This is a genomic window from Cysteiniphilum sp. GTC20157 (genome assembly GCF_055396795.1).
The window spans coordinates 1623365-1644325 of sequence record NZ_AP044698.1 but is presented as its reverse complement, the minus strand read 5'-3'; the positions used below and the strand labels follow the sequence as shown (position 1 = coordinate 1644325).

The 20961-nt window shown below is 39.2% G+C and carries 15 protein-coding genes; 13 read left to right on the top strand and 2 right to left on the bottom strand.

The window, feature by feature from the left end; all coding sequences use genetic code 11:
- Window positions 1–118: 118 nt before the first annotated feature.
- The 6 genes from ACZ5V8_RS07410 to ACZ5V8_RS07385 all read left to right on the top strand — a co-directional run bounded on the left by ACZ5V8_RS07410 (window position 119) and on the right by ACZ5V8_RS07385 (window position 9617).
- Window positions 119–883: an ATP-dependent zinc protease family protein gene (locus ACZ5V8_RS07410; RefSeq protein WP_440616453.1), complete on the top strand. Its 765-nt coding sequence runs from the start codon at window positions 119–121 to the stop codon at window positions 881–883.
- Window positions 880–2481, top strand: a complete 1602-nt coding sequence (locus tag ACZ5V8_RS07405; protein ID WP_464217284.1) for a UUP1 family membrane protein — start codon at window positions 880–882, stop codon at window positions 2479–2481. Before ACZ5V8_RS07410 ends, ACZ5V8_RS07405 begins: the two co-directional genes overlap by 4 nt.
- Entirely contained in the window at window positions 2482–3423 is a 942-nt protein-coding gene (locus ACZ5V8_RS07400) for an alpha-L-glutamate ligase-like protein (RefSeq protein ID WP_464217283.1), read from the top strand.
- Between the two features lie 100 nt (window positions 3424–3523).
- Window positions 3524–4723 carry an efflux RND transporter periplasmic adaptor subunit gene (locus ACZ5V8_RS07395; protein ID WP_464217282.1) on the top strand — a complete coding sequence of 400 codons (1200 nt, stop codon included), beginning with the start codon at window positions 3524–3526 and terminating at the stop codon, window positions 4721–4723.
- A gap of 3 nt (window positions 4724–4726) precedes the next feature.
- Window positions 4727–7807, top strand: coding sequence for an efflux RND transporter permease subunit (locus tag ACZ5V8_RS07390; protein ID WP_464217281.1), 3081 nt, complete (start codon window positions 4727–4729; stop codon window positions 7805–7807).
- Window positions 7808–8144: 337 nt separating this feature from the next.
- A complete protein-coding gene (locus ACZ5V8_RS07385) occupies window positions 8145–9617 on the top strand; it encodes a sodium-dependent transporter (protein ID WP_464217280.1) in 1473 nt (490 codons plus the stop codon).
- Window positions 9618–9722: 105 nt separating this feature from the next.
- On the opposite strand, the gene ACZ5V8_RS07380 is transcribed toward ACZ5V8_RS07385, so the two are convergent.
- The gene (locus tag ACZ5V8_RS07380) at window positions 9723–10718 is read right to left on the bottom strand and encodes an HAD family hydrolase (protein ID WP_464217279.1); all 996 of its coding nucleotides are present in this window, start codon (window positions 10716–10718) and stop codon (window positions 9723–9725) included.
- A gap of 422 nt (window positions 10719–11140) precedes the next feature.
- On the opposite strand from ACZ5V8_RS07380, the gene ACZ5V8_RS07375 reads away from it, so the two are divergent.
- The 7 genes from ACZ5V8_RS07375 to ACZ5V8_RS07345 all read left to right on the top strand — a co-directional run bounded on the left by ACZ5V8_RS07375 (window position 11141) and on the right by ACZ5V8_RS07345 (window position 20242).
- Window positions 11141–13903, top strand: coding sequence for a valine--tRNA ligase (locus ACZ5V8_RS07375; protein ID WP_464218725.1), 2763 nt, complete (start codon window positions 11141–11143; stop codon window positions 13901–13903).
- 266 nt (window positions 13904–14169) lie between these two features.
- Complete coding sequence (gene clpB / locus ACZ5V8_RS07370) at window positions 14170–16770, top strand: ATP-dependent chaperone ClpB (protein ID WP_464217278.1); 2601 nt, start codon at window positions 14170–14172, stop codon at window positions 16768–16770.
- Window positions 16771–16956, top strand: a complete 186-nt coding sequence (locus tag ACZ5V8_RS07365; protein ID WP_464217277.1) for a hypothetical protein — start codon at window positions 16771–16773, stop codon at window positions 16954–16956.
- Between the two features lie 172 nt (window positions 16957–17128).
- Window positions 17129–17899, top strand: coding sequence for a phosphodiester glycosidase family protein (locus ACZ5V8_RS07360; protein ID WP_464217276.1), 771 nt, complete (start codon window positions 17129–17131; stop codon window positions 17897–17899).
- Window positions 17900–18072: 173 nt separating this feature from the next.
- Window positions 18073–18906, top strand: coding sequence for an NADPH-dependent 7-cyano-7-deazaguanine reductase QueF (gene queF, locus ACZ5V8_RS07355; RefSeq protein ID WP_464217275.1), 834 nt, complete (start codon window positions 18073–18075; stop codon window positions 18904–18906).
- A gap of 77 nt (window positions 18907–18983) precedes the next feature.
- Window positions 18984–19235 (top strand): hypothetical protein, encoded by a 252-nt coding sequence (locus ACZ5V8_RS07350; RefSeq protein ID WP_464217274.1) that lies wholly within the window; start codon window positions 18984–18986, stop codon window positions 19233–19235.
- Between the two features lie 14 nt (window positions 19236–19249).
- A complete protein-coding gene (locus tag ACZ5V8_RS07345) occupies window positions 19250–20242 on the top strand; it encodes a VUT family protein (protein ID WP_440616438.1) in 993 nt (330 codons plus the stop codon).
- Here ACZ5V8_RS07345 and ACZ5V8_RS07340 read toward each other — a convergent pair.
- Window positions 20226–20870, bottom strand: coding sequence for a helix-turn-helix domain-containing protein (locus tag ACZ5V8_RS07340; protein WP_440616437.1), 645 nt, complete (start codon window positions 20868–20870; stop codon window positions 20226–20228). The two genes, ACZ5V8_RS07345 and ACZ5V8_RS07340, sit on opposite strands and share 17 nt — an antisense overlap.
- Window positions 20871–20961: the final 91 nt, after the last annotated feature.

Genomic DNA, 20961 nt, shown 5'->3' with positions numbered 1-20961 from the left:
TTTATAGTTAATAACAACCGATTGGCATAATACCAAGTTTATCCTTATACTACAGCCCATAATATACCTATGTGGTTTGTGACGGGTATATAAAGCAAAAATTTTTAAAGGGAAACAAATGAAGGCAAATAAGATCATCAAACATTTAGCTTTATCAACCATATTAATGACGAGTACAGCGATGGCAAATATAAAAACAGGTTATGGCTATGTTGAGAATGTGTATATTTTACCAAGTAAAACGCTATTAGATGCCAAGCTAGATACAGGAGCGGGTGTTTCATCGATTTCAGCGACAAATATTCACGTATACGAAAAAGAGGGTAAACAATATGTGCGCTTTGATGTCACACATGAAGCGATAGAAGAGCAGGGTAAGCGCAATAAAGATAAGGTTGAAAAAGTAGCATATGATTTGCCGTTAAAGCGTAAGATGAAGATTAAAAACCGTGCCGGTGAAGATACAAAAGATCAGTATGATGAGCGACCTGTGGTTGAAATGCCGGTTTGTTTTGATGGCAAAATCTATACGATTGAAGTTAACTTAACCGATAGAACGCATTTTGATTACCCGCTACTTTTAGGGCGAAAAGCCTTGATTCAATTGGGCGCTGTGATCGATCCGGCACAAAAATTCACGATGGATGGCAGTGCGTGTGAAGCGTTATTTGCTAAGATGGCAAAAGAGCAGCAAGAGAAAAAATTAAAAGAAGCAAAAGAAATAAAGGAGCTGCAAGAGGAAAAGCGCAGTAAAGCCAAAACAATAAATAGTGACCAAAAAAATGATGTAATGGAAGTTTCTGCTAACCAATCAAAGAACGGTAGCAGTGCGAGTGAACAGGCATCAAATGATAGCAAAGCAAATGATATGGATAAGCAATGAGCAAGGTTAATAAGCAATTTTTTACATTACTGATCATTTTGTTGGTGGCAGGTATTGGTTTTAGTCTTTATCAGCACTTTAAACTTGGGCTTTCATGGTGGCCAAATAGTGAAAATATGACGTGGAAGTTTAATGCAGAGCTGCAAATTGTGCCAGATACGACGGATTCATCACTTAAGGTGAATTTGTTGGTGCCAAACTTGGTTAAGGCTGATGTCCTAGCTGAAAGTATTAATGCGGCAGGTTTTGGTAAGATCGTTTTGCGCTCAGAAGATAAAAATAACCGTATGGCAGTACTCTCTAAAAGTGAGGTGAATCATAAGCAAACAGTGATTTATGATGTGACGGTGGCGAGTAATGCTCAAAGTGTCGCAGCGACTGTACCTGATCTGGGAAAAGAGAAAAAGAAAATAAAAGATAGGCTTGAGCCTAAGAAGTTATTGACGTTGTTAACTACGGCAAAGGGGATTGCTGAGAAGTCGGCAGACTCGCCCACATTGATTGCGCAAGCCATTAACTTCATTAATGATGATGGTAATTTATATTTCTGGCAGGAGATGACTAATGGCAAACCAAGTGCTCGTGCACGAGCTAGGTTGCTTAATTATTTATTAACTGAGCTTAATTTACCGAGCTTGATTATTCATGTGGTACCTTATGAATACAAAGATAAGCTAAATCTTAAAAACTTGCCAACGTGGATTAAGGTATACTACGGCAAAGATTGGCATACGTATGATGTTAGCACAGGTGAGTATATTGATAACCCTAATAGCAAAGCGATGACATGGTGGAGTGGAAATGGCGATTTTGTCAATGTCCAAGGCGGAACAGTTAAGCTTGTATCCTTTACGGCAGCACAACAAAGCATCCCAATGGAGCGCTATCTAGATCTTAAAAATGACACGGTAAAACAAAATATTTATGAGTTTTCTTTACTTAATTTGCCAGCGCAAACACAAGAGATTTATAAAATCATTTTAATGGTGCCTTTTGGCGTGCTGATTATTTTGCTTTTGCGGATTATTATTGGTGTGCCGACATTAGGGACGTTTATGCCAGTGTTGATTGCCTTAGCTTTTAAGGATACTAGTTTGATCTGGGGGATTGTCTTATTTTCATTGGTGGTGATTTTAGGGTTAAGCTTTAGAGCTTATTTTGAGAAATTGCAATTATTGGTCGTGCCACGGCTTGGAATGCTGCTGTGTGTTGTTGTCCTTATTATGGCGTTTATCAGTATTGCAATGCATAAGATGGAGCTATCTCAAGGTTTATCGATCACCTTATTCCCGATGGTTATTTTAACCATGTCGATAGAACGTTTATCGATTGTTTGGGAAGAACGTGGCGGTACTGAAGCAATTAAGATTGCCATTGGCAGTCTATTTGCGGCAACCATCTGTTATATCTTTATTTTTAACACTTATTTAGAGTATTGGTTTTTCACCTTTCCTGGATTGCTGTTAGTCGTGATGGCTGTAATGTTATTGATTGGACGTTATCGTGGATACCGTTTGACTGAGCTTTATCGTTTTGAAGCATTGGCACAGAAAATTAATGATCAGCAACAAGGAAAAACAGACAAAGGTGACCAGTAAATGTGGTGGATTAGTAAATGGCGTGCACTAAAACAGGCGGGCGTACTAGGGATTAATAATCGCAATGTTGGCTATATCCAGGCATATAATGATCGCAAATACTACCCGCTAGTTGATGATAAACTCAAGAGCAAATCCTTGGCAATGGAGCATGGCATTGACGTACCTGAGCTTTATGGTGTGATTGGTTCAGAGCATGATAATAAAAATCTACAATCGATCTTAGGGGATCGTCATCAGTTTGTGATAAAGCCCGCGCAAGGTGCCGGTGGTGAGGGCATTCTTGTCATTACGCACTTTATTAATAATCGCTACCGCTTGGCAAATGGTAAACTGATGACACTGGATCAGCTGCGCTATCATACATCAACCACACTAAGTGGTGCTTATTCACTTGGTGGTCGCCCTGATAAAGCGATGATTGAATATTTGATTCAATTTGATCCAACTTTTGCCAAAGTTGCCTATCAAGGGGTGCCAGATATTCGTATTATTTTGATTAAAGGTTTTCCAGTGATGGCGATGGTGCGTTTACCGACACAGCAATCCAATGGCAAAGCAAACCTGCATCAAGGGGCAATTGGTGCTGGCGTTGATTTGAAAACTGGTTTGACATTGCATGGGGTATGGCATAATGAGATTATCACACATCACCCAGATACCTTGCATGAGATTGAAGGGATTACTGTGCCGCATTGGCAAAAATGTTTAGAGATCGCCAGTGCCAGTTATGATATGACAAACTTGGGTTACTTAGGAGTGGATTTAGTATTGGATAAAGATCACGGACCACTGATGCTTGAGCTTAATGCCCGTCCTGGTCTTAATATCCAAATCGCGAACCAAGTTGGTTTGGCAAAGCGCCATGCACTGATTAAGCCTGTGCTCAATGAGTCAATGACTAAAGAAGAGCGCATTGAGTATATTTTAGATCGATTATAATTTGGTGATAATAAAAGCTCATAGTTTATTAGACATAATAAAAGCAGTGGCTATAATCAAATTAGCTTATGACTTAACACATTCCATGACAAGTGAGCCTATGAACAATATGAATGAGAACAATAGAAATCAGAAACCGCAATGCGCAAAGATCATTGAAATCTCAAAATGGATGATGGCTTTGTCCGTATCGCTGATGAGCTTCAATCAACTGTCTTATGCAGCAGATAAGGAACAAGTGGTTAAGCCTACGGCAGTTAATGTTGGTGAGGTTAAGAAGATCAATGTGCCAGAGACAATTACAGCAGTTGGTAATATCTACGCATTAAAACAAGTTGATTTAAGTTTTGACAATAGTGGTAAGTTAAAAGAGAAATATTTCAAAAATGGTGACCGAGTACTAAAAGGTGAAACGGTTGCCGCTTTAGATGATCAGCAAGATATGGCAACATTAAGCTCATTACAAGCAAAGCTAGATTTAGCTAAGCAAACTTATTCACGAGTCAAGTTATTAGAGCAATCAGGTGCAATTTCCAAAGAAGATATTGACCAGAAATATGCCGATTTGCAACAAGCGCAAGCCGATGTTGATCAACAAAAAACAGTGGTGGCGCATGATAAATTGCAGGCACCATTTACCGGTGTGCTTGGGATTTATAAATTTGATGTTGGTGCGTATGTGGCAGCCGGTACTGCTGTTGTGCAGTTGACACAGGAAAACCCACTAAAGATACGTTTTGCAATTCCTGCAGATCTTAAGCCAAAAGTGGCGATTGGTAATGAGGTTGAACTTTCGACAGAAACCTATCCAAAGAAAACATTCAAAGGTGTCGTCAATTATATCTCGCCAACCGTAGATAGTAAAAGTGGCACGCTTGAGATTGAAGCGGAGGTCAATAATGATGATTATTTATTATCTCCCGGGATGTTTATGTCGGTTTCACAAATTCTAAAGGATAAGCAGGCTATTTTGGCATTACCAGATATGGCGATTCAGACTAACCAGCAAGGATCATTTGTCTATGTAGTAAAACCTGACAATACGGTTAAAGTGGTGCAAATAGATATCGGTATGGTACGTAGTGGTTGGACTCAAGTTACCAAAGGTCTAAAAGAAGGTCAAAAAGTGGTGACGATTGGTGGGTTTAAGCTCACTGATGGCGCTAAAGTTAGTGTTTCTGATTTGCCACCACCAGAGTTTGACAAGTTACAAAAAGAATTGAATATCGATGTTGACCCAAAGAGTGGCTTTGGGATTAATGATCAGTCAGAAACCCATAGTAATAATGGAAGTAAGTAACGCATGAAGCTTTCTAAGGTATGTATTGAAAGACCGGTTTTTGCGGTTGTTTTAAGTTTGATGATCATCGTCTTAGGTATCGTTGGCTTTAGCTATCTTGAGATTCGTTATTTTCCTAAGATTCAACAGAAAATTGCGCAAGTCTCGATTTCATACTCAGGAGCCTCACCGACTTTGATGAAAAATGATGTCACGGTACCGGTTGAAGATGCACTGTATAATATTGATGGCTTGGTCAAGATGACCTCATCAAGCTCCTATGGTAGTAGTAAAATTAACTTAACCTTTGCCGATGATGCCGATATGACCAATGTCATGGGGCAGGTGCGTGACAATATCTCAAGTATCATCTCGCAAAAGTTGCCAGCCGATATTAATGCACCCAGTGTGACTCAAGGAGGTGTTGAGCGTCCTGTGGTTAACTTAGGCGTATTAGATAAAAACCTAACGTCAGCACAGATACGTGATTATGTGCAAAAGAATATTGTTCCGATCTTTCAATCAATCCCCGGAATGGGGGCTGTGTGGGTCTATGGTGCCAGTGATTACGCGATGCGTATTTGGCTTAATCCACAAAAAATGGCAGCACTTGGTATTACCGTTTCTGATGTGCAAAGTACCTTAAATAGTAACAATATCAGCTTTTCAGGTGGTAGCATTCGCGGGAAGTATCGCAATTTCTCCATTAGTTCAGATACGGATTTAACCACGGCCGATCAGTTTAAAAACCTTGTTGTTAAAGATAGTGGTAGTGCACCGGTTTACTTAAAGGATATTGCTAAAGTTGATTTGGGAAATGCCAGTTTAAGCGACTCGCCAATGCTGATTAATGGGCAAAATGCCATTAGTGTGCAGCTCAGACCAACAGACAATGCCAATCCAATTACGGTGGCAAATCTTGCCAAAGAAGAGCTTAAACGGGTTGCCAAGCAGCTACCTAAAGGCATGGAAGTCAAAGTGGTTTATGATCAATCAACCTTTTTACAAAAATCAATTGTTGATGGTTATGACACCTTGCTTGAAGCAATTATTTTGGTGATGTTGGTGGTGTTTATATTCTTAGGAAGTGTCCGTGCTGCTTTGATTCCTATCTTAACAATACCAGTGTGTGTCATCGGTGCCTTTGGGGTGATGCTGCTGTGTGGGTTTAGTATTAACGTTGTCACACTTTTAGCGATTATTTTAGCGATTGGTTTGGTGGTTGATGATGCGATAGTTGTGCTTGAGAATGTTCACAGACATATTGAAATGGGCAGAAAGCCTTTTGATGCAGCGGTACAAGGCTCAGCGGAGATTGGGTTTTCAGTAATTGCAATGACGTTAACATTGGCGGCAGTTTATGCGCCAATTGGCTTTTTATCTGGCTTTAGTGCGACTATCTTTAGAGAGTTTGCCTTTACTTTAGCAGGGTCGGTTTTAATTTCAGGTTTTGTTGCCTTGACCTTGTCACCGATGATGTGCGCCTATATTTTGAAATCACGTGAAAAAGAAACCAAAATAGAAGTTTGGCTAGAGCGCATTTTCGACAAACTAAATGCAGCTTATGCCAAAGTATTAAACTTCGTGTTAAAGGCAAAATACTGGGTAGTGGCATTACTGGTTGCTTTGGGTGTGCTGTGTTTTATGTTGTTTAAAGTCGTACCCCAGTCATTTATTCCTAAAGAGGATATTGGTTATTTTGAAGCAAGTATTACCTCACCGCCTAGTGCTGCACTTGATTATACTAATTACTATATGAACATGTTAAGTCAGCGTGTTTATAACAATAACCCTTATATTTTAAATAATGCCGAATATGTATTTTCGGGTAATGCGAATAACTTTGTCACAATGCAACCATGGGGTGATAAGCGCAAAGTGCCCACTCAGACAATTATTGACAAACTATTGGCTGAAGCACAGCAAATCCCAGGGATAAAAGTGAGCATGAGTGTTCCTGATCCTGTGAGCTTTGGACCAGATGCTGATGGCTCCGATGTGATTATTTATTTACATAATGTCGGTCCAATTGATCATTTGGCTAAAGCGGCGGATAGTCTAACCAAAAAGCTCATGAATTACCCAGGACTTAATAATGTCAACAATGGACTTAAGTTTGATAATGTTGTTTATAATGTCAAGTTTCAACGAGGGCTTGCTGCAAATGTTGGCGTTGATCCGCAAAATATCGCTGATACATTTAGTATTTTGATGAGTGGTAAGCATATTACCGATGTCAAAACCGATGAGAAAAGCTATCAAGTCTTGGTGCAGATGAATCTTAGAGACTTATCGAGCTTTGGTAGTTTAAGTAAGATCTATGTGCCAAGTGATTCAGGTCTGATGGTGCCACTGTCAAACTTAATCAAGGTAACACCGGATGTTAGACAAAGTAGCCTCTTTAGATATAACCGTGTGAATACCGCGCAAATTAGTGCAAATATCTCTAGTGGTTATAGCATGAGCGAGGTCTATAACGAGATCAATAAACTGGCAAATCAAACAAAATTAGATGGCGCGGGTGTCGATTTTGGTGGGCGAATGGCTGCATTTATATCCTCGAGTGGCACGATGTTTGGTTTATTTGCTTTGGCATTAATTTTTATTTATCTGGTGCTTGCTGCTCAGTTTGAGAGTTTTGTTGACCCATTTATTATTTTGCTTACCGTTCCTTTATCTACGGTCGGTGCTTTGATCACGATGTTGATGACAGGAGGGGATTTGAACTTATTTACCAATATAGGTTTGATTACACTCGTTGGTCTGATTAGTAAACACGGTATTTTGATCACGCAATTTGCCAATGAAAACTTCAAAGAAGGTGTCTCTTTAGTCGATGCGGTTAAAACCGGTGCAATTACACGTTTGCGCCCGATCTTGATGACAACCTCGGCAATGGTTTTGGGATCAATTCCTTTAGCACTAGCGATGGGGCCTGGAAATGTAGCTAATAATATGATTGGTTGGGTGATTGTCGGTGGACTTTGTTTTGGTACGATATTCTCGTTATTGATCGTGCCTGTGGCTTATGTGATTTTGTCACCTTTAGATCATAAGAAAAAGAAAATACTCAAAGCAAATAAGGCGCAATTATTACAAAGTTAATTTGAATATGACCATACTCCAGTCCGCTTTGATTGTGTAAGCGTTGGCTGAGCGTAAGTCGAAGCCTCTATGAAGGGTGATTTTCCCAAGCTTACCCACTTCGACTGTTGCTCAGTGCATCGCTTCGACTTACGCTCAGGGCGCGGTGATCACTTGTGGATGAGGGTTTAGTCTTAGCCGTTAATTTGAATATGTAAACGATGGAATGTCTCTACTTATCAGGGATTGAGGATTAAACCCTACATGAATGATTTCGTATGTTGACATAAATTCAGTAGCAAATAAGATACTTTTTGGACTATGTTGAATAGTTAGTATATTGACAGCAGGAGGAAATATGGGGCAAACACGCAAAGACTTTACATCCGTTTGGATATTTATTTTGGCAGCGGTGGGATCTGCAGCTGGACTTGGCAATTTATGGCGCTTTCCTTATTTGGCGTATGAGCATGGTGGGGCTGCGTTTTTTATCGCCTATATCATTTGTTTACTGTGCATCGGTTTGCCGCTATTAATCCTTGAAGTGGGCTTAGGTAAAATATCAAAAAAAGGCGCACCTGAATCATTGGCACTCATTGGTCATGCCAAGCGCTTTAAAATTATCGGCTGGCTTGCAGTTCTTGCGGCCTTTGGCGTGTTGACTTATTACATTGTGATCACCTCATGGGTGCTTAATTTTGCGGTTGATTCATTTAAAATGCCGTGGCAAACGGGCAGTGAAAGTTATTTCTTTAATCAATTCCTAGGCTTAAGTGCAGGTATTGATAGTTTTGGCACACCTAAATTAGCGATTGTGCTTGGCGTAATTACCATTTTGCTGTTAGTTTATATCTCGTTGTATAAAGGCACCAGTGGTTTGGCATTTGTTGCGAAATGGATCACACCTATTCCTTTTATATTGCTCATTATTTTACTGGCTAACTCAGTCTCTTTATCGGGAAGTATTAGCGGCTTACACGCGTTATTTGTGCCAATATGGTCATCTCTTTTAGAAACCAAAATTTGGTTTGCTGCGGCAACACAGGTGATTTTCTCCATCTCTTTAGCCACAGGTGTCATGTTTGCTTATGGTGCCTTATTGGGCAAGGATGTTAAAATTGGGCGTACATGTACGATTGTGGTGATTGGTGATACGTTAGCATCGATTATCTGTAGTATGATTGTTTTCTCAGTGCTTGGGCATGTAGCGCACATCGATGGCAAGAGTATTCATGATGTGGTCTCAGGTGGTATTGGTCTAGCATTTGTGGTAATCCCACATGCATTGACTTTGTTACCTGCAGCGCAGGAATTTTTCTCATTTATATTTTATGCATCTGTTTTCTTCTTGGCATTTACCTCGATCATATCCTTATTTGAAGCGGTCTTGGCAGCTTTGATGGATAGTAAGATCAAACTTAAGCGCGCCAGTATTTTGTTTGTTATTTGTGTGGCTTTACTTATTTGTAATTTGTTTTATACCATGGGCAATGGCTTGTATTTGCTGGATGTGGTGGATCATTTTATCAATGGTTATTTGATGCTTGTGGTGATGGTTGCCGAAGCGCTTGTTATTGCGTGGCTTTATGATATTAACAAGCTCACGCGAGAGCTTTTCCCTAACCACAATCCCAATATGTTACATGTTATTTTCAAGGCACTAACCGCTTATATTATTCCGATCGTATTAAGTGTACTGTTTATCAAGCAGGTATATGCTGATATCTCAGGTGGCTATGGTGGTTATCCGAATAGTTATTTATGGGGAATAGGCGCGTTGGTTTTAATATTGAGTGCTGTGGTTGCTCAGCGCTTAAGTCGCAAGTTTTAAAGCTAATACAGTCATCGTCCCCTGAGCGAAGTCGAAGGGGCTTGTATCCTGTTAAACTATAGTTATCGCTCCCTGAGCAAAGTCGAAGGGTGACGGATTCGTATACTAAGCACTTTTAACAAAATGGTCATTTTTAAAAGCAAGACAATATTGAAGTGTGCTTTGTGCTAAAACATCTTTCTTTAATTTGTTATAGCACTGGTTGTTTGGCGCAGTGACACTTTGCAAATGCAGCTTAGCTTGAGCATTATTGTGATTGTTTTCAACAATGGAGCTGTCAAACATCGCATTAGGATACCAAACCTTTAAACCAGTATCTTTGCCAAACCAATCGGTCATCTGATCACCCACTGACATAAGCCAATAGACATGACGTTGGTCACTTAGTGCCCGACGCAAAACATCCTTGTAAGCAACGCGCTCATTGGTGTTGTTTGTACAGGCATTGGCAGGCACTGATCCTGATAAAAAGACATATTGATCAAGTGTTTTATCAGATAAATGTAAGTGCTTTTTAAGCCAGCTTCTGGTAGCCGATGATTCATTATGATTGCAAGATCTTGCGGTGATAAAGTAGCAGGCAATGCCATCTTTGAAACAGTTTTGCTTAATAAATTTCGCAGTGGCAGGATCATTAATGCCTGACTTAGTGAAGTAATCATCATCAAATGACGTTAACTCAATGGTGTTATCGATATCAAACATAATTGCTGGTGTTTTACCTTTAGCTTCAATCGCATGGATAAAGCCAATTTTCTTGAAGTTAGCAATAAGATTACTTAAATCCTTCATCATTGAGTTAGCATCCTTGGCGAATTGCGAAGTTTTTGCAAAGTCATTATAGTCTTTAGTGCCCATATAGCGTTTCGTGTCAGAATTGTCAGTTATTTGATCTATCGCTGCTTTGGCATTGGTAGGCAAGCTAAACGGTTTACCATATTTGGCGTTAAATGCCATCGTCAGTGAAGTGACTTCACTATACAGTTTCAATGAATCAACCGTTGCAGATTTTGTCTCAGGTGCTTGTGCTAAAGAACTCTGGCAAGCCATGGCAAAAAATGCAGTAGTTAAGAGTTTTCTGTATTGTCTAAATTGTTTCATGCTATTGATCCTTAAGCATTGTTGGGTTGTGAAATTATTGTTTAAGTACATAACCGTTGAGCTTGATGCTAATAAAGCAGTTGTAATTGGGAAATAGAGATTATGTGTCTTTATTTCCATATCATCTTGCGATTAAAAGCAAATAAATTTTAAAAGTGAGATTAAGCAGTAATTGTTACAGAAATATTAAAGAAAGACTTTGTATCGTTGATCTTAGGTTTTTTAGTCAAAATTGTGTAAAGCAATCTTGGTGCGTTGTGCTAAAATGCGGCTCTAAATTTTTGATTTTTTAATTTTTTAATATCAGTATCCATTGTAAATGCTTTGTGATGGGTATAGCAAATAATAGGGTTTAGGTAATGTCGCAAATACATGAACAACAAGAACAGCAAGAAATTCAAGATAAGCAAGAAATGCAAGAAATGCAAGAAATGCAAAAAAATTATGATCCTAAAACATTAGAGCAGCAGTGCTATGACAAGTGGGAGAAAAAAGGTTTATTCAAATGTGGGCAAACCAATGGCTCACCTTATACGATTATGCTGCCACCGCCTAATGTCACCGGCACTCTACATATGGGGCATGGTTTCCAGCAGACTTTGATGGATTTGTTAACACGTTATCATCGGATGATGGGTGATGATACTTTATGGCAACCAGGTACTGATCACGCCGGTATTGCGACACAAATGGTGGTTGAGCGCAATTTAAATGCTGAAGGCTTAACGCGTCATGATTTAGGACGTGAGAAATTCATCGAAAAAATCTGGCAATGGAAAGAATACTCAGGTGGTTCTATTGCTCAACAAATGCGCCGCTTGGGTACATCTGCTGATTGGTCACGTGAGCGTTTTACGATGGATGAAGGCTTATCACAAGCCGTACAAACTTGCTTCATTAAGCTGTATGAAGATGGTTTGATTTATCGAGGTGAGCGTCTGGTGAATTGGGATCCGGTGCTGTTAACTGCGGTTTCTGATCTAGAGGTGGTACAAGAAGAAGAAAAAGGTTCATTATGGCATTTTGCCTACCCATTAGCAGAGGGTGGCACTATTGAAATTGCGACAACACGTCCGGAGACAATGTTAGGTGATGTTGCTGTGGCAGTGAATCCAAATGATGAGCGCTATCAGCATTTGATTGGTAAGATGATTAAACTGCCATTAACAGATCGTGAAATTCCTGTTATCGCGGATGATTATGTTGATATCGAGTTTGGTACAGGCTGTGTCAAGATCACCCCAGCACATGATTTTAATGATCACGAGATTGGTAAGCGTCATCAATTACCAATGATCAATATTCTAACGCCAGAAGGTAAGATCAATGATAATGCACCAAAAGCTTATCGAGGTTTAGAACGCTTTGATGCGCGCAAACAGATTGTTGTTGATATGGAAGTGCGAGGTTTGCTCGTCAAGGTTGAACCACATACCTTGAAAGTACCACGTGGTGATCGCACCGGTGTTATCCTTGAGCCATATTTGACCAAACAGTGGTTTGTTAAAGCCAGTGAGTTAGGTAAGCCTGCTTTAGAGGCGGTTGAAAATGGTGATATTCGCTTCGTGCCGGATAACTGGAAAAATACCTATTATTCATGGATGCGTGATTTGCAGGATTGGTGTATTTCGCGTCAGTTGTGGTGGGGGCATAGAATTCCTGCTTGGTATGATGAGCATGGTAATGTCTATGTCGGTGAGTCGGAAGCGGATGTTCGCAGTAAATATGGCTTATCGTTAGAACTTAGATTGCATCAAGATGACGATGTCTTTGATACGTGGTTCTCATCTGCATTATGGCCGTTTTCTACGTTAGGCTGGCCGAACAATACTGCTGAGCTTAAAAAATATTATCCAACGAGTGTGTTGGTTACAGGCTTTGATATTATCTTTTTCTGGGTGGCACGAATGGTGATGTTTGGGCTTTATTTTATGGATGAGATCCCCTTTAAAGATATTTATATCACAGGGCTCATTCGTGATGCTGAAGGACAGAAGATGTCTAAATCAAAAGGCAATGTCCTTGATCCTGTGGATTTGATCGATGGTATTTCGTTGGAAAATTTGGTGGTTAAAAGAACGCAAGGTTTGATGCAGCCACAGATGAAAGCTAAGATTGAGAAGCAAACGCGTAAACATTTCCCAGAGGGTATTGAAGCTTATGGTACTGATGCGCTTCGTTTCACCTTTACCGCTCTAGCATCGACTTCGCGCGATATCTGCTTTGATGTCTCGCGGATGGAAGGGTATCGCAATTTCTGCAATAAACTATGGAATGCTTCACGCTTTGTTATGATGAATCTAGAAGGTTATGATCCGACATATAACCAATATGAAATGGGTGTGGCAGAAGAATGGATTTGGCATGAGCTGAATAAAACAGTGGCAGAAGTGCATAAGCATATTGCCAATTATCGCTTTGATTTACTGGCACAAGCGATTTATGAGTTTGTTTGGAATCAATACTGCGATTGGTATCTTGAGCTTGCCAAAGCCACACTCAATGATCAAACGATCAGTGCCGCGCGCAGACATGCCGTGCAATATACTTTAATCACCGTACTTGATAAGATCTTACGTTTGGCGCATCCGATTATTCCATTTATTACTGAAGAAATATTTAATCAAGTTAAAGTATTCACCGAGGAAGATGCAACATCGATTATGGTCAGTAGCTTCCCGCTGTTTGATGAAGCGCTTATCAATGACAAAGCAGCCAGTGAAATAGAGTGGCTTAAGCGTGTTATTGTTGCCATTCGCACCGTGCGTGCTGAGATGAACATCAAGCCGAGTTTGAGCATTCCGCTTTTTATCAAAAATGCATCAAAAGACGAATTAGATAAACTCACTGCAACAAAATCCCTTATTCAATCGATGGCAAAAATCTCAAATATTACTGTGAGTGATGAGGTGCCAATGTCAGCAACAAGTCTTGTTGACACATTGGAGTTACATATTCCATTAGCAGGACTCATAGATGTCTCAGCCGAACAAGCACGCTTGAAAAAAGAGCAAGAGAAACTTGATAAGGAAATCGCGCGCTTAATGGCAAAGCTTGGCAATGAAAAGTTTGTTGCTAATGCGCCAGAGGATGTCGTAGCCAAGGAAAAGGAAAAGCTTGCTGAATATCAAATAACGCAAAGCAAGTTGATTGAACAATTTGAAAAATTAAAGGCGTTGCATTAAAAATCTCTTGAAAAAAATTTTCCTATCCTCACTTTCTAGGCATTGGATTTTAACCCCTCTTTTGTTGTTAAGCATAAAATATCAGCATGAAATAATTAAATAATGGAATGTTGATCATGCACTGATATTCAGCAGGGTGTTAAAGATAAATAATGTGAAGGTTTATCAATTAACGTTTGAGACTTGATGGTTGATTTACGGTCATGTCTTAAGTCAGTGATTGCTTAGATGATTTATAGTGTTGAAGAAATGAGGATAAAGGAAATATGAAAGCAGAGAAGTTTACCCATAAGTTACAAGAGGCGCTGACTGAAGCGCAGAGTTTAGCCATTAGCAAGAGTCACACGATGCTAGAGCCTATTCATGTGTTAAAAGCATTGTTGGATCAAGAAGGTGGCATGATTGCATCTATTATCACCCAAGCAGGAGGTAATTTATCAAATCTCAATAGTGAATTAAGTAATGCCTTAAATGCACTAACCACCAGTAGTGCAGCCAGTCAAATCAGTGCGTCGAATAACTTGATTAAAATACTGCAGCAGATGGAAAAACTTGCCAGTGAAAAGCAGGATGAATTTATTTCAAGTGATTTGTTTTTAATCGCAGGGTTTGTCGATGGTGCAATTAGTAAAATATTTAAAGCGGCGGGTTTATCAAAAGAAAACCTAACTCAAGCGGTGGATAAAGTCAGAGGTGGCTCACGCGTTGAGAGTCAAAATGCTGAAGATATGCAAGGTGCGTTAAAGAAATATACGATTGATCTAACGGAAAGAGCACGTCAAGGTAAGATTGATCCGGTGATAGGGCGTGATGATGAGATTAGACGCACAATTCAAGTATTGCAACGTCGCACTAAAAACAATCCCGTATTAATTGGTCGCCCAGGCGTTGGTAAAACCGCCATTGTTGAAGGCTTAGCGCAGCGCATCGTTAACAATGAGGTGCCTGAAGGTATTCGCAATAAACGTATTTTATCTTTGGATCTGGGTGCGTTATTGGCAGGAGCCAAGTTCCGTGGCGATTTTGAAGAGCGTTTAAAATCAGTACTTAAAGAGCTAGCCAAACAAGAAGGTAGTGTGATTTTGTTTATCGATGAGTTGCATACTATGGTTGGCGCAGGTAAAGCTGAAGGTTCGATGGATGCCGGTAATATGTTGAAACCCGCCTTGGCGCGTGGTGAGTTAAGATGCGTGGGGGCAACGACATTAGATGAATATCGTGAGAATGTTGAAAAAGATCCAGCACTAGAGCGCAGATTCCAGAAAGTACTGGTTGATGAACCAACGGTTGAAGATACCATTGCGATTTTGCGCGGGTTAAAAGAGCGTTATGAAGTGCATCATGGCGTTGATATTACGGATCCCGCAATTGTCGCGGCAGCAACTTTATCACATCGCTATATTACCGATAGGCAATTGCCGGATAAGGCCATTGATTTAATGGATGAAGCAGCAAGTCAAATCCGTATGGAGATTGATTCACGTCCTGAGGAAATGGAGAAGTTATATCGCCGGATTATTCAATTGAAAATGCAGCGTGAGCAATTGAAAAAAGAAAAAGATGATGCCACCAAGAAGCGCTTGGATGTTTTAGAAGATGAGATTAACGCTTTAGAAAAAGAATACTCAGGCTTTGAAGAAATTTGGAAGTCAGAAAAGGCGCAAATGCAAGGTTCACAAAAGCTAAAAGAGCAGTTGGACCAGGCTAAAATTGATCTAGATGCTGCTAAGCGAACTGGTGATTTATCAAAAATGGCAGAGTTGCAATATGGGCTTATTCCGCAGTTAGAAGAGCAGATTAAAGCATTGGCTAGCGCTGATCCAATCAAAACAAAACTCGTGCGTACACAAGTGACTGAGAATGAGATTGCTGAAGTGGTTTCTAAATCAACTGGGATTCCCGTCAATAAAATGATGGAAGGTGAGCGTGAGAAGCTACTACATATGGAAGACTTCTTAGGCAAACGTGTGATTGGTCAAAAAGAAGCGATTACCGCCGTGTCAAATGCCGTTCGTCGCGCGCGCTCTGGATTATCTGATCCGAATCGTCCAACAGGATCATTTTTATTCTTGGGTCCAACGGGTGTTGGTAAGACTGAGCTGACCAAGGCATTAGCAGAGTTTATGTTTGATAGTGAAGATGCGATGCTTAGGATTGATATGTCAGAGTATATGGAGAAGCACTCAGTGGCTCGCTTGATTGGTGCGCCTCCAGGCTATGTTGGCTATGAACAAGGTGGCTACTTAACTGAGCATGTAAGACGCAAACCTTATTCGGTCATTTTGCTTGATGAAGTTGAAAAAGCACATCCAGATGTTTTTAATATTCTATTGCAAATCTTAGATGATGGACGCTTGACTGATAGCCAAGGGCGTACGGTTGATTTTAAAAATACTGTGCTCATTATGACTTCAAACTTAGGCTCGCAGTTAATCCAAGAAAAACTGCATAGTGAGGGTTATGACCAAGTCAAAGAACAAGTGCTTCAAGTTGTATTGCAACACTTTAGACCGGAGTTTATCAATCGTATTGATGAAACCGTTGTCTTTGAGCCACTAGATAAAGAGATGATCAAACAGATTGCTGATATTCAAATCAATCGTGTGCGCAAGCGTTTACATGAGCGTGATTTGACATTAACGATTTCGGCAGTAGCAATGGATGAGCTGGCAGATCACGGGTTTGATCCGGTATTTGGTGCAAGACCGTTGAAACGCGCGATTCAGCAATACATCGAAAACCCATTGGCTACTTATCTTTTAGAAGGGCGTTATGTGGCAGGTGATACTATTCAGGTCACCAGTGAACATGATAATTTTGTTTTTTCTAAAAAAGATTCCACCATTATGGAAAAGGCAGGTAAGTAGATGAGTCAACAAAAAACGGTTGTCATTACAGGTGCTAATGTAATGAATCAAGAATATACCGCTCACAAACCATTTTACAATATTTCTGCCGTCGAATTTCTTGCACTTTTGAGCGATTGTATTTTGCCAATAGTCCTAGCTATTACCTGCAATACAATCACTCAAAATCATCAAAAACTTCTTTGACATCAAACAACGCAAAATGATTTACGAGCGGTATAAGTTGCGTCAGCTAATACCTCTCCCCTTGCGGGAGAGGGGAGTAATTGAAGCTCAACTTATTTTTGAATTATTACAATAAAGGTATTGGTCTTGTTCTGATATAATGCCGAGCATATTTATTTAGATTAATGTCGCTATGTTATTACAACGTATCTTAGCTTTAGGACTTCTATTAAGTAGTTCCGTCATCTTATTTGCAGCTTCATGGCAGTTACAGCAAAAAAAATCCGTTGGTATTGTGCCAAAGAAAGTGCAGTTTTACGCCTTTGAGGCGCTTAAAAAAAAGCATTTTCCGCTGCTTGTTGATGTCGTGTTGTTGAATAATGACGCATATAAAGCGGGACTTACGATTCAATCACAAGATAATGTTCAAAGTGTGCTTGATGTGGCAACCCAAAAGGATGCGTTTTTAGCAACTAATGGTGGCTTTTATCAAGAAGGATTTCTTGTCAATGGTCTCTTGATTGACCAAAGTAAACTGCGCTTACCATTGGTTAACAATACGTTGTTATCATCAATTATTACGATTGATCAACATGGTCACATCAATATCTTAGATAAAGATCAAAAATATCATCATGCTTACTATGCTTTTCAGGTGGGACCTATTTTGCTTAAAGATAACATCATACAAGAAGTCAATGATGATAAAATTGCCAAACGTATTATTTATGCACAGACAAGCTCAAAACTTATGGTGATTTATGTTGATAGCGCAACCTTGCAGCAGGCGGCATATGTTGTTAAAGCACTTGCTAATTACTTTGATATCAATATTAAACGCGCGGTAAATTTTGATGGTGGTAAAGCGGGGGCTTTTATCTTACGTAAATATATAACACCTGTGATTTATCCAGAATATATTCCTGTGAAAAGTGTTGTGTATTTCACGTTAAATGCTAAGTAGAAATCGTTTAATGAGCTAATAAGGGCATTGGATACTGCCGCTACTATCAATAATTGAAGACCTAGTGAAGCACAAATTATAATGAGCCGGTGAAATCTTGAGTACTCTCATTGAGATGGTAATAACATTATGATAGAGTTAGCGCATTCATAATAGATGCCGAGTTAAATTTAATGGATTTAGTCCTCTCTGAGTTAGGTAAAAAATCTGAATATAAAACACAATATGATGCCAGTTTATTATTCCCGATCCCGCGATCGATAAAGCGTGATGAGTTGGGGATAAAGGGAACACCTGAGTTTAAAGGTGTCGATATTTGGACGGGCTTTGAAATCTCATGGTTGAATATGAAAGGCAAGCCACAAGTGCGCATTGCAGTATTTGAGATCGATGCGCTTTCTGAGTGCTTGATTGAGTCAAAAAGTTTTAAGCTTTATTTAAATTCTTTTAATAGTACACATTTTGCCAGTGATGATGAGGTTGTTAATATTATGAAGCATGATCTCTCTCAAGCTGCTAATGGTGCGGTGTCTGTGACATTATACACACTAAAAGATTACCCTTGTCATATTGCTAACCAATTTACAGCAGAGTCGATAGATGAGCTTGATATCGAAATCAACGAATATACGACAAACCCTCAGTTTTTAACTGCAGATCAGACAATCAAAGTACATGAGCGCCTAAGTAGTGATTTACTGAAATCCAACTGTTTAGTGACCTTTCAACCGGATTGGGGTAGTGTGTTGATCGAATATCAAGGAGGCAAAATTAATCGCGAAGGGTTGCTGAAATATCTTGTTTCTTTCCGTGATCATAATGAGTTCCATGAGCAATGTGTTGAGCGTATTTATAGCGATATTATGCGCTATTGCCAGCCTGAAAAATTATTTGTTTATGCGCGCTATACACGTCGTGGCGGACTCGATATTAACCCAATGCGCGCAAACTTTATGTTTGATGCTGAGAAAAATGAGCAAAAACAGATACGTTTAGCACGTCAATAATGCCTCAATAAAGGTAGGTATTAATTTGCCTTATAAGCAGGTATAATTGCCAAACTTCAAAGTTTGAATGTATTTAAATGGAAGTTAGCCATTATAAAATTAGTAATATTGACGTAAACAGCGGCAAGGTGGAGTTTTACGACACGCTCACCAAAAAGGGTGCATTATCTTATGATATCGTTGTTTGTACTTTTTCAAGTAAGTTGGCAATGTATATGAAGCGTCTAGAGGAAACCGATATTGTAGAGCTACCAAGCAATAAAATCACTGGTATTGTTGGCTTTAAGATCGATCCAGATCATTGTGTTAATTCATATGTTAATAACTAAAAAGGGAGAAGGAAATGGGGAAAAATTCACATTATAAGATCAGTAATATTAACCCAAATAATTTTACAGTTGAGTACTATGACACTTTAACCAAGAAGAGTAGTAGTCGATTAGCTAATAGACTCAATGAAAATGACATTATTGATTTATTTTCTGAAAGTGATCAGCGCTTAATTGCATTTAATGCAGGCAAGCAAGAAAGTCTATTTGGTAAGGTAAGGAATAATATAAAGTTGGCAGCGCTCGAAGAGAAGAAATATGTTTTTTTGCTATTTGTTTCACTTTATACCGTCATCTTTTTTGCATCAAATTTAGCGGGTTCAACAATTATTAGCTTAGGGAGTATTGGTGGTATTCCACTGGCAGCACCAGGTGCCATATTTGTTTATTCGTTAACATTTCTATTTGATTCAATCCTAACTGAAGTATATGGTTTTTCAATTGTTAGGCGAATTTATACAACGGTTGCGTTAACTTCGCTAATAGCACTATTAATTCTTAGTGTCTTGGCGATGTTGCCTACGGTTAATGGGCACAACTACGTGCGGGAATTGGTTTTTTCTGAGGCTGGAGTGATTAGGGTTTTTGCTTTTTCATTTATTAGTTTTGTAATTGCCGAATTTGTTAATACCAATATTATTGCAAGATTAAAGTATTATTCGCGCGAAAAGCATGGACTGCAGGAAGGCAAAGAACGCCGGCGAATTATTGTTAGGTTTATTATTGCAACGGCCATTGGTACTTTTATCGATAGTGTTGTTTTTGCTTTTGGTGTATTCTTATTTGTTGTACCACTAAAGGTGATCTTCATCATCATAATGACTCAGTATGTTATTAAATTATCTTATGATGTCATTGTTTGTACTATCTCAAGTAAAATTGCATTGTATATTAAGCGTCTAGAGAAAACCGACATTGTGGAGCTGCCAAGCAATAAAATCAGTGGTATTGTTGGTTTCAAAATTGACTCAGATCGTTGTGTCAACGTGTTTAGTGATAAAGCTTAACTTCAACTAATGCGGCAATAATTTCAGCATTTGAATATTCATCATCAAGGGGTATGAGCATATCTTTTTTGTTGAAAATGCCTTGTTTTATTTTGAGGTATAAATTGCCATCAATTTGATAAATGTTTTGAATCGTGTAGTTATTTTTGCTTTTGATAATGCACAGGCTAGGAAAGGCAATTTCTTCAAAGTTTAAGTAGTCAAAAATCAAAACATTACCAGTTTGATAGGGTGCTATATTTTGATCAAGTTCAATAGCAAAGGCATTCGTTGATAACTGATTATTCGCGATTTCAGTGACTTTGCTGTCATCATCTTGATAGTTACCAGTAATAAACTGTGCTAAATTTGCCTTAGTAATCACGGGGCATAGCCGACTTGATTTTTTCAGTTTGTTTGCATTGTCGACAAGATTGTGACGGACAAAATCATCAATGCTGACTTCAAAGAAATCTGCAAGCATCTTAATGGTTTCAATCGACGGATTTTTATTGGTTTGGCTGGTGATGTTATAAATAGTCGTTGCTGAACAGCCAACTTGTCTGGCAAGCTCACTGACTGACTTGATACCATGCTGACGCATAAGGTTAAAAATGTTATGACTTAATTGTTGTACTATGTTTGCCATGGTTTTTCGACTCCCAAATTTGAATGCCAAGTATAGCAATAACTCTGGTTGTTTGTCAGTAGGATAAGCGTATATTCGGATAAAAAATTAC